This window comes from Saccharopolyspora karakumensis (assembly GCF_004349225.1).
In the GTDB taxonomy this organism is placed as follows: domain Bacteria; phylum Actinomycetota; class Actinomycetes; order Mycobacteriales; family Pseudonocardiaceae; genus Saccharopolyspora; species Saccharopolyspora endophytica.
Map to the genome: position 1 here is coordinate 48,839 of NZ_SMLA01000038.1, position 11,092 is coordinate 59,930.

Sequence of the window (11,092 nt, forward strand, 5' to 3'; positions counted from 1 at the left end):
TCACTCGTCGGCGGATTGTGCCTGATCGCCTGTGGGCGCACGATCGATCGATTCGCGGATTTCGACGGATCTTCGGGAGATTGCCGATGGCAGCGGGGATTTCACGGTTCAGGCTCACCCGACGACGCGCCCTGCAAGCCGGTACCGGTGCGGCAGCGGCCCTCGCGTTCGCTCCACCACGCGTGGCGCTGGCCGACGGCGCCGGTGTCACGCTGCGGCAGGGCACCAACCTCTGCGCCGCGGCGGCACCGGACGGACGCGTGGCGTTCGACCTGGTCAACGCGATCTGGGTGCTGGGACCCGGTGGCGGGGCGGCGAGCAAGCTCACCGATGAGCTGCAGGACGCCACGCAGCCGGACTTCTCCCCGGACGGTCGCAGCCTCGTGTTCCAGTCCTACCGCGATGGCAACTTCCACCTCTGGACGATGGCAGCCGACGGTTCCGGCCTGCGCCAGCTCACCGCGGGCGGGAAGGACCACCGGGAACCGAAGTTCTCGCCCGGCGGAGGGGCTCTCGCGTTCGCCTCCGACCGAGCGGGCGGCTACCAGGTGTTCGTCATGGACCTCGATTCCGGGGTGATCAGCCAGGTGACCCGGGATCGACCGGATGTGGCGATGCCGAGCTGGTCGCCCGACGGCCAGGCCCTCGTCTACGTCGCCGGGGACACCGCGATCGAGCGCGTCGAGATCGCCTCCGGGCAGGTCAGCGTGCTGGTCGACGGTGGCGACGAGGGCTCGCTCCACGGGCCGAGCCTCGCTCCCGACGGCCGGTTGGCCTACGTCCGCCTCGCCGGTGCGCGGCGGGACCTGGTGGTTGACGGTCAAGCCGTGACCGAAGGCGAGGACGTCTTCGGGTTCGCGCCGCGCTGGATCGGCCCCGGCGAACTGCTCTACACCGCCGACGGAGTGATCCGCAGGCGTGGGCTTCCCGGTGAGCGCAACGAGGTTCCGTTCACCGCAACGGTTCCGGTGCTCTCCCGCCGCGACTACCCGAAGCGGCGTCCCGGGGTGCGCGGGCCGAAGGTCACCGGCATCGCGAGCCCGGTGTGCTCACCCGATGGCACCCAGGTCGCGTTCCGCGCGCTCAACGCGCTGTGGGTCATGCCGATCGGTCGCGCACCGCGAAAAGTGGTCGGCGACGGCTACTTCGCGTCCGACCCCGACTTCTCCCCGGACGGGCGGCAGCTGCTCTACAGCAGCGACCGCGGCGGCACGGCCGACCTGTGGCTGCACGACCTGGCCACCGGCTCGGACCGGCGCGTCACCGACGTGGACGGCGCGGCGATCACGCCCCGGTTCTCCCCGGACGGCGAGCGGATCGCCTACCAGGACCAGGACGGTGCCACGTGGGTCGCGGACCTCGCCGGCGGCGCACCGCGCCAGGTGACGCCGCCGCTGTTCCAGCCCGGTCGCCCCGACTGGTCGCCGGACGGGCGAACCATGGTGCTGGCCGCCGTCAAGCCCTACGGCACGCGGTTTCGCGAGGGCACCAGCCAGATCCTGCGGGTCGACGTGGAAACCGGGGCGCTGCACTACACCGAGGTGATGCCGTTCCGGTCGCTGGCCACGCGTGGCGACGACGGCCCGGTGTGGTCCCCGGACGGCAGGCACCTCGCGTTCGTCGTGGAGTCGACCGCGTGGATCGTCGCCGTCGACGCGGCCGGGTCGTTCACCGCTGCGCCCCGTCAGGTCACCACCGAGCTGACCGACTCGCTGAGCTGGCGCGACGCCGACCACCTGCTGTTCCTCAACGGCGGCGAGCTGCGTTCGGTGCACATCGGCACCGGCGAGGTCTCCGCGATCCCGCTGGAACTGACGTGGACGCCCGCGCGGACCGGTGAGAACCAGGTGGTGCGCGTCGGTGCGCTGTGGGACGGCGCGTCCGAACAGCTGCGTCGCGACGTCGACATCGTGCTGACGGGAGAGCGGATCGCCGCCGTGCTCCCGGCCCAGGACGGGCGTGCCCGGATCGACGCGCGCGAGCTGACCGCGATCCCCGGGCTCATCGACGCCCACGTGCACTGGCACCTGCGCGGACGGCAGTGGGGCGATCGGCAGGGACGCGCCTGGCTGGCCTACGGCGTGACGACGACCCGATCGCCGGGCGATCCGGCCTACCAGATGCAGGAGACCCGCGAGGCGCTGAGCTCGGGAGACCGCGTCGGGCCGCGGTACTTCGCCACCGGTGAGGCCATCGACGGCGGGCGGATCTACTACAACTTCATGCGGCCCACCCTCAACGAGGAGCAGCTGCGGCTGGAGATGCGGCGCGCGTCCGCGCTGGACTACGACATGGTCAAGACCTACGTGCGCATGCCGGTGCGGATGCAGCAGGCGGCGATCGCGCAGGCGCACGCGCAGGGCAGGCCGCTGAGCTCGCACTACGTCTACCCGGCCGCACACCTGGGCATGGACGGCATGGAGCACACCGGGGCGACCAACAGGCTCGGCTACTCCCACACCTGCGATGAGCTCGGCAGGTCCTACGACGACGCCGTGGAGCTGTTCATCGCCAGCGGCATGTCCATCACCCCGACGCTGTTCACCTCGTCGGGGATGTACGCGCAGGACCGGTCGCTGATCGAGGACCGGCGGACGCGGGTGCTGTTCCCGCCGTGGGAGTACCAGCGCCTGCTCGGCGAAGCCGAGGACGCGGCCGGTCCGGACGGGGAGGTCACCCGCTTCAAGCTGGCCGGTCAGGTCGACATGCTGCTGCGCATCCAGCGCGGGGGTGGGTTCGTCATCGCGGGCACCGATTCGCCGCTGGACAACGTCGCGGTCTCGCTGCACATGAACCTCCGCGCGCTGGTCGCGCACGGCTTCACGCCCCGCGAAGCGCTGACGACCGCCACCCGGAACCCGGCCCGCTGGCTCGGTCTTCCCGGTGAGCTCGGCGAAATCCGCCCCGGCGCCTACGCGGACCTGGCGCTGGTCGCCGGTGACCCGCTCACCGACATCACCGCCGCAGCGGCGGTCCGCACGGTCGTCAAGGGCGGCGCGGTGCACACGACGGACGCCCTCCTGGCGCCCTTCGACTCACCCGACGCGATGGCCGCCCCCATCTCCGGATCGCATCGAGCGAGTCCGGAGACCGACCCCGCGTTCTGGTGGCACGAACCGGAATGGACCCACCGCGTCTGCTGCGAGCACCCGCGCTTCGCATGACGAGGTCAGGAGGCGGTCGTGGTCCGGAACTGCCGGGTAGAACCCGAAAACGCCCCCTGCCGCGAAACCCGCACCGGCGGCCGGGCCGCGGGGTACCGGAAGCGCGCGGCGGATCGGTACCCTGGAAAGGTTGCGTTCGCCGGTGCGGGGAGGCGTGGTGGTGCTGCCGGAGCCGAAGGGTGTGGACGTCGAACGCCCGAACTCGGCGCGGATGTACGACTACTACCTGGGCGGGTCGACGAACTTCGCTGCCGACCGCGAAGCCGCCGAGGCCGGGCTCAAGGCGATGCCTCACGCCCGGGACTACGCGGTCGCCAACCGGGCGTTCCTGCGCCGCGCGGTGGATCACCTGGTGCGGCAGGGCATCGACCAGTTCCTCGACCTGGGCTCCGGGATCCCCACCGTCGGCAACGTGCACGAGGTCGCGCACCAGCACAACCCGCAGGCCCGCATCGCCTACGTCGACCACGAACCGGTCGCGGTCGCCCACGCGCGAGCCCTGCTCGGCGAGAACCCGATGGTGTCCATCGACGAGGCCGACATCCGCGAACCGGAGCCGGTACTGCGCGCCGGCGGCGTCGCCAAGATCGACTTCGGGCGTCCGGTGGCGGTGCTGGCCGTCGCGATCCTGCCGTTCGTGCCCGACCAGGACGAGGCCACCGCGCTCACCGCCGCCTACCGGGACGCCTGCGCTCCGGGCAGCTACCTGGCCGTCACGCACATCTCGCAGCTCGCCGCCACCGATGAGCAGGTCGCCGCGGCCGAAGAGGTCATGGCCCGCACGCCGACCCCGGTGCGGTGGCGTCCGCCGGAGGAGATCGCCGAGCTGTTCCACGGCTACGAACTCATCCCGCCGGGCCTGGTGCCCACGCCCTCGTGGCACCCGGATCTTCCGCCCACCGAGGACGACATCGCCCGCGCCAACGCCTACGCCGCCGTCGGCCGACTGGTTTAAACGCACGCACCACCCGGGGATTCTCCGGGCACGGCCTCCGCCGTTGCGGGGGCGACCCGTGCAGCAGAACAGGGTGATGTAGCCGTGGAGACGGGAACTCTCCAGCACGTCTACGACCGACCCGGCCCCTTCGTGACCGCCTACCTGGACACCTCGGGGGACGCCGAAGACGCCGCCAAGGCGATCGAGCTGCGGTGGCGAGCGATCCACGAGCGGTTGCAGCAGCAGGGAGCCGACGAGGCCACCGTCCAGGCGATCGCCGATCACGTGCGCGAACACCGCGCGCAGACCGGCCAGCGGGGGCAGGTGCTCGTCGGCGAAGGCGCCGAGGTGGTGCTGCAGGACGAACTGCCCGAGCCGCCCACCGACCTGCCGGCCGAGGACCAGGCCTACGTCGGCCCGGTCCCGCACCTGATGCCCTACCTGCGGCGATGCATGTCGCGGGTGGCGTTCCTGGTGGCCGACGTCGATCACACCGGCGCGGACCTGACGGTGGTGTCGGGCTCGGGGGATCTGAAGCGGATCCGCATCGACGGCGAATCGCACCCGGTGCACAAGACCCACGCCGGTGAGCAGGAGAACCAGCAGCGGTTCCACATGGCCGTCGAGGAGCGCTGGAAGCGCAACGCCGAGGCCGTGGCCGGTGAGATCACCGAGCGCGCGGGCAAGATGGGCGCGCAGGCGATCGTGCTCACCGGGCAGGATCAGCAGCGCTCCCTGGTGCACTCGCTGCTGGGCGAGGACCAGGAGCTGGTGATCGAACCGGATTCCCGGCAGGAGTCGGCGGAGCGGTTGCGGCACCAGGTGACCCGCAGCGTCCACGAGGCGGAGGTCGCCGAGGTGGTCGAGGAGTTCCAGCGCGAGAGCGGCCGGGGCGAACGCGCCGTGGAGGGCTGGCAGGACACCGTGGACGCCCTGCGCCGAGGTCAGGTCCGCACGCTGCTGTGGACCGCCGACGATCACGCGGGCGACCTGCACATCGGTGCCGGTGCCACCGAGCTCGCCGCGGACGAGCGCGCCCTGAAGGACACCGGCAGCGAGATCATCGGTGACGCTCCCGCCAGCGCGGCGGTGGTGCGCGCGCTGGCCGGTACCGGTGCCGACCTGGTGATCACCGACCCCGGCACCATCGATCTCACCGGCGGCATCGGCGCGGTCCTGCGGTACCGGGCGGCGTGATGCGGCCGAGTCGCGCGGTCGCCTCGTTCGACTCGGCGACCGGGATGCTTCGCGCGCTGTCGCACTGCCTGGCCGGACGTGACGCGCCCGCGCTGGGTGCGGCTCCGCGCGCGGCGGTGCCGGTGATCTCGGCGTTGCTGGGCGGGGTGAACCGGCTGCCGCCCTCGCTGGCCGATCAGGTGTACGCCGTCAGCGGTGTCAGCGAGGCGGTGCCGCCCGGCCGGCTCGCCGACATCGACGCCGACGACCTCGCCGAGTGGATCGTCGACCACTACCCGCGTCGCAGGTATCCGGTGGTGTTCCTCGGTTCCTCCAACGGCGCGCTGATGCACCTGGCCGCCGCGCTGGACGCGCCGTGGCTGCCGCAGACGCTGCTGATCCCGGTGCGACGCGGTGGGGTGGACCGCGACGATCCGGCGGCCGAGCTGGAAGCCGGGCGGCATCCCGGACGAGAGCTGCTGCGCACGAACCCCGAACTCGTGCTGCACCACATGCACGACCCGAACCAGGACCGGCTGATGATCGCCGGGATGTCCTACTTCCGGGTCAAGTGGCGGCAGCTGCCGGTGGCCTACCGGCGGTTCATCCGCGAGCACCTGGCTCCGGACGGCGTCGTGGTCACCTCGGAGTGCGAGCTGGACTGGCCGGTGACCAGGGTTGATGAGCGCCACGTGTTCCAGTTCGGCGCGCTCGGCGGCGCCGACGAGCAGGAGTACTTCACCGGTGGGCCGCGCGTGCGCGAGTTCCTGCGCAACTACGGGTCCGAGCACGAGTCCTGGAACCCTCCGCAGCCCGACGAGCGGCGCCCGGAGGCCGAGTGGGGTTTCGAACCGGAGCTCCTCGATGACGTGGACGCGCTGGGTTTTCCGGTGCGCAGACTGCGATTCGGCCACCCGGAGGACCTGAGCCCGGCCGTGGCGCAGCTGCACCGCGAGTGGTACGCCGCGAACGGCTCGCCCACCGATCGATTGCTGGTGGAGACCTTCCTGCTGCTGGAACCGCACTGGGCGTGGCGCACGGGTTCGGTGCCGTTCTGGCTGACGTTCAACGCGGGGAGTTCACCGGCAACCCTGCGCGAGCACTTGGACGCGGTGTCCTACGACGAGATCCGGATGATGCTGTTCTCGCACGGCACCGAGTCGATCGGGCTCGCCCCGATCGGGACCTGGCAGCACCTCGTGGGTCGCGCCCGCCGGTTCGGCGCGCTGCTGGGAGCCGATCCGGACGCCTACCCGCGGGACTTCGCGGGCCTGGTCCGCGCCCACCGCGCGTTGACCCGAGTCCCTGCGCGCGAGGAGCTGCCGAAGATGTCGTTCCACGAAGCGGAATCGTTGCTCCGGGGGCCGAACGTGCGCCTGTGAGACGCATGGCGCGAGGGTTGAGCGGGTAGGCCGTGGGAAGCCCGAGTGGGATTGGAGGACGCCTGGTGGCGAATGCGAACCTGAAGGCGTTGACCGACGTCGGCGTGTCGATCTGGCTGGACGACCTGTCGCGCAACCGGATCCTGTCCGGGGGCTTCGACGAGCTCATCGAGGACTACGGCCTGGTGGGCGCGACCAGCAATCCGACGATCTTCGCCAAAGCGCTGTCGAAGGAACCCGAGTACGACCGGCAGTTCGACGAGCTCGCCGAGGCGGGCGTGACCACGGACCGGGCCGCCCGCATCATCACCACCGATGATGTGCGGGACGCGGCGGACATCTTCCGCAACGTCTACGAGCAGACGGGTGGTGTGGACGGCCGGGTCTCCCTGGAGGTCGACCCGCGGCTGGCGCACGACACCGACAAGACCGTCGCCGAGGCGATCGACCTGTGGAAGGCCGTGGACCGGCCGAACCTGATGGTCAAGATCCCGGCCACGCTGGCGGGCCTGCTGGCCATCACGAAGGCGATCGCCGAGGGCATCAGCGTCAACGTGACCCTGATCTTCTCCGTCGAGCGCTACAAGGCCGTCATGGACGCCTACCTCGCCGGTCTGGAGCAGGGCAAGGCCTACGGCCACGACCTCGCGTCGATCGAGTCGGTGGCGTCGTTCTTCGTCTCCCGCGTCGATGCCGAGATCGACAAGCGGCTGGACGCGATGCAGGAGAACCACCCGCTGCGCGGGCAGGCCGCGATCGCCAACGCCCGCCTGGCCTACGCCGCCTACCAGGAGGTCTTGTCCTCCGAGCGGTGGAAGGCCCTGCAGGCCGAGGGCGCTCGGGCGCAGCGCCCGCTGTGGGCCTCGACCGGGGTGAAGGACAAGTCCTACTCCGACACCCGCTACGTCGACGAGCTCGCCGCGCCGAACACGGTCAACACCATGCCGGAGTCGACGCTGCAGGCCACCGCCGACCACGCCGACGTGCGCGGTGACCTGGTCAGCGGCACCGCGCAGGCCTCGCAGAAGGTCTTCGACGACCTCGCCGCCGCCGGCATCGACCTCGACGACGTCTTCAAGCACCTGGAGGCCGACGGCGTCGACAAGTTCGAGAAGTCCTGGACCGAACTCCTCGACACGGTCGCCGATCGGCTCGGGTAGTCCACAGAGGAGGGTGAGATGTCTGATCCCGCAGATGCTTCCACTCCCACGCCCAACGAGACCGAGCCCGACACGCAGGACCTGGAGGATCCGGCCAACCTGCAGTCGGCCGAAGATCTCGACGAGGACGAGCTCGGCACCGATCCGCTGGAGCGCGGCGTCGAACCGCCCGAAGGCTGGTCGGCCACCTCCCGGGACCGGCCCACGCCGCGCGACCAGCGCGAGGGCCGCACCCTCGACGAGCGCATCGCCGAGGAACGCCCGGAAACCGACTAGCTGTCGGTGGCCGGTGGACAATGGGCGTGGTGACCGAGCAGGACCAGGAGCGGCGGTTCGTCCAGGGCGGGCGGCTGATGCCCGGCGCCGTCGTCTCGGCGGTCGGCTACAGCTCCCGCCTGGACCGGCCGTGCCGGCACGTGGGGATGCCCTCGCCCGCGTTGACGCTGGTGCTGACCTTCGACGAGCCGGTGATCTCGGGCTTCCAGCCCTCCGGCGACGACGCCGAGAGCGCTCACGTGGTGCTCGGCGGCCTGCACACCCGCCCCGCCTACATCGCCCAGCCCAGGGTGCAGAGCGGCATCCAGCTGGCGGTCCGCCCGCTGGCGTTGCGCCGGATGTTCGGCGTTCCGGCCGGTGAGCTGCGGGATCGGGCGATCGACGCGCGGGAGGTCCTCGGCAGCGGCGTCGAGGACCTGCGCGAGCGGCTCGCCGAACTCACCACGTGGCCCGAGCGTTTCGGCGCCCTGGCCACCTACCTGCGTGCGAACACCGCCGAGGTGACCTCGGGTGCGCGTCCGGAGGTGGTGGAGGCGTGGAAGTGGATCGCCTGGCACCGCGGCACCGGCTCGATGAGCGCGCTCGCCCGGCACGTCCACCTCGGTGAGCGGCAGCTGACGTCGGTGTTCAAGGCCGAGCTCGGCGTCTCGCCGAAGGCGGCGTCGCGGTTGATGCGCTTCGAGCACGCTCGTCAGCGCATCGCCCACGCCGTCCAAGCAGGGGCTCCGCTCGACCTGGCGGCCGTGGCGGCCTCGTGCGGTTACTACGACCACTCGCACCTGGTGCGCGACTTCAACCAGTACGCCGGGTCGAGCCCGAGCCGGTGGATCGCCGCGGAGCTCCGAAACATCCAAGCCGGCGCCGGTCAGCGGGCGGAAGAATTTCCCCCATGACCACGACGAACACCGGACCCTCACCCACGGTGTGGGCAACGCTGCAAGCGCACGACGCTCCCGCGCTCATCGATTTCCTGGTGAACAAGCTCGGTTTCATCAAGACCGCCGCCTACACCGACGGAGATCTGGTCGCCCACGCCCAGCTCGACTGGCCCGAGGGCGGCGGCATCATGCTCGGCACCTACCAGCCCGGCAACGACTGGTCCCGCCAACCCGGCACGGCCGGGATGTACGTGGTGACCGACGATCCCGACGCGCTCTACGAACGGGTGCGCGCCGCGGGTGCGGAGATCTTCAGGGAGATCGCTGACCAGGAGTACGGCAACCGCGAGTTCGGAGTCCGCGACCCCGAGGGCAACCTCTGGTCCTTCGGCTACTACCGAGGTGAACCCCGCCCGTGACCACTCGCCCTTGAGGCGGGAATTGCACTCCGCGCAGGTGGGGAAGTAGATCCAGTCGAGCTCGCTGGGCTGGGCCATGGCGACGCGTTCGCCGCACACCGCCTCGGCCGAGGCGAGGCCCTCCCAGCGGGCTCCGCGGAACGCGTGGCGCACCCCGCCCGGCAGGTTCTCGTTGGGTATCGGAAGCCAGAAGTGCCGCTGCGCCTGCTCGGTGTGCATCCCCCAGTCCTCTCGCTCGTGATCAGCTTGGGCTGCAAGGTAGCGAACTGCAATTGCAACTCGCGATAACCCAAAAGGTTGATCTGCTTGATTGCCGGTGTCGGACTGGTGGAAGATCCAGATCCATGTCGAAGACGTGGCCGGCGGTCCGGCGTGTGCAGGTCGGGTTGATGCTCCGCGCGATGCGCGAGAGGTCGGGCGTGAAGTCCAAGGAGATCAACGAGACGCTCGACTGGTACGTCGGCAAGCTCCAGAAGGTCGAGTCCGGCAACCTCACGGTCTCCGCGGCCGAGGTGAACGAACTCGTCCGGCTCTTCGGCCTCGACGACCAAGCCGAAGCCGACCGGCTGCGAGCCCTCGCCAAGGAAGCCCGCCGCAGGGACCAGCCGGCCAGGGTCCCTGACTGGGCGGCCACCTACGTCGCCCTCGAAGGCGCAGCAGCGGAGATCAAGTACTACGACCCCGAGGTGATTCCGGCTGTTCTGCAGACGGAGCACACTGCGCGGGCGTCGCTGTCGAATCCGTTGGACGACACGCAGGACGTGGAGCCCGCAGTCGCTGAGCGAGTGAGTCGGGCAGATCGTGCGCTCGCCGATGATGGCCCGATGATCTGGTGCGTACTCGGTGAAGCCGCTCTTTACCGGAGTGTGGGTGGCAAAGCCGTTCTTCGTGATCAGCTCCAGCACCTGCGGAAGATCGCGGCGCGACCCAACATCACGGTGCAGGTTCTCCCGTTCGATGCCGGCGAGCATGTCGCTCTCGGCCTGTCGTTCCGACTGCTGCGCCTGGATGAGCCAGAAGCCAACTACGTCTACTTGGAAGCGCTCACTAGCGGCGACTACTTGGACAAGCCTGCCCACACCACGAAATACGCTGCTGCGTTCGATAGCCTGCGCATGGTCGCAGCGTCGGACCGTGCGACGGTCAAGATGCTGGATCGGAGGATCAAGGAACTGAACTAGTGGAGTGGTGAACATGGCCTCGTCTGTGCCGGTCACTGGCTGGCGGAAGTCCAGTCGTAGCCAGGGTGCCGAGACCTGTGTGGAGGTCGGCCGGGTCTCCGACGCCGGAGCAGCGGTCCGCGACACCAAGAACCGCGCTGCCGGTCACTTCACCACCACGGCCCCGCAGTGGCAGAACTTCGTCGAGGCGATCAAGGCCGGTCGCTTCGACCGCTGATCCCTCGCGCACGAGAAACGCCCCCGTCGAGCGGGGGCGTTCATCGTCTCCGGACCTCTTCCTCGCCGGGGTCGTGCCCTGCGCCAGTGGGCAGTTCTTGTTCGAATTGACCGGGCGAAACGGACATGATCACGGGACGGTTCGGACCAAAACTGCCCACTGGCAACGCTCCTCGCCAATCCCGCGCCGGGTTCGCCTCCCGACGTGGCCGGGTCAGGGTTGCGGGGTGAGGTGGAGGACCGTGCCTTCTCCGTTGGCCGCGAGGAGGAGGCTCCCGTCGGGGGTGGTGGTGAGTCCGGCGA

10 protein-coding genes are annotated in these 11,092 nt (G+C 70.2%); all 10 read left to right on the forward strand.

Going from position 1 to position 11,092, the window contains the following annotated elements; all coding sequences use genetic code 11:
* Positions 1–86: 86 nt before the first annotated feature.
* Entirely contained in the window at positions 87–3,164 is a 3,078-nt protein-coding gene (locus E1202_RS21785; protein ID WP_132685001.1) for an amidohydrolase family protein, read from the forward strand.
* Positions 3,165–3,294: 130 nt separating this feature from the next.
* Entirely contained in the window at positions 3,295–4,119 is an 825-nt protein-coding gene (locus tag E1202_RS21790) for an SAM-dependent methyltransferase (RefSeq protein ID WP_235878830.1), read from the forward strand.
* Between the two features lie 84 nt (positions 4,120–4,203).
* Complete coding sequence (locus tag E1202_RS21795) at positions 4,204–5,298, forward strand: baeRF2 domain-containing protein (protein ID WP_132685002.1); 1,095 nt, start codon at positions 4,204–4,206, stop codon at positions 5,296–5,298.
* Positions 5,298–6,659, forward strand: coding sequence for a hypothetical protein (locus E1202_RS21800; RefSeq protein WP_132685003.1), 1,362 nt, complete (start codon positions 5,298–5,300; stop codon positions 6,657–6,659). The genes E1202_RS21795 and E1202_RS21800 overlap by 1 nt, the downstream gene beginning before the upstream one ends.
* A 62-nt stretch (positions 6,660–6,721) precedes the next feature.
* Positions 6,722–7,819, forward strand: coding sequence for a transaldolase (tal, locus tag E1202_RS21805; protein ID WP_132685013.1), 1,098 nt, complete (start codon positions 6,722–6,724; stop codon positions 7,817–7,819).
* A gap of 18 nt (positions 7,820–7,837) precedes the next feature.
* The gene (locus E1202_RS21810) at positions 7,838–8,095 is read left to right on the forward strand and encodes a hypothetical protein (protein ID WP_132685004.1); all 258 of its coding nucleotides are present in this window, start codon (positions 7,838–7,840) and stop codon (positions 8,093–8,095) included.
* Between the two features lie 29 nt (positions 8,096–8,124).
* Positions 8,125–8,988, forward strand: a complete 864-nt coding sequence (locus E1202_RS21815; protein WP_207918852.1) for an AraC family transcriptional regulator — start codon at positions 8,125–8,127, stop codon at positions 8,986–8,988.
* Positions 8,985–9,392, forward strand: a complete 408-nt coding sequence (locus E1202_RS21820; RefSeq protein ID WP_132685005.1) for a VOC family protein — start codon at positions 8,985–8,987, stop codon at positions 9,390–9,392. The genes E1202_RS21815 and E1202_RS21820 overlap by 4 nt, the downstream gene beginning before the upstream one ends.
* A gap of 344 nt (positions 9,393–9,736) precedes the next feature.
* Complete coding sequence (locus tag E1202_RS21830) at positions 9,737–10,573, forward strand: DUF5753 domain-containing protein (protein WP_132685006.1); 837 nt, start codon at positions 9,737–9,739, stop codon at positions 10,571–10,573.
* A 13-nt stretch (positions 10,574–10,586) separates the two neighbouring features.
* Positions 10,587–10,790 carry a DUF397 domain-containing protein gene (locus E1202_RS21835; protein WP_132685007.1) on the forward strand — a complete coding sequence of 68 codons (204 nt, stop codon included), beginning with the start codon at positions 10,587–10,589 and terminating at the stop codon, positions 10,788–10,790.
* The last annotated feature ends 302 nt before the right edge of the window (positions 10,791–11,092 follow it).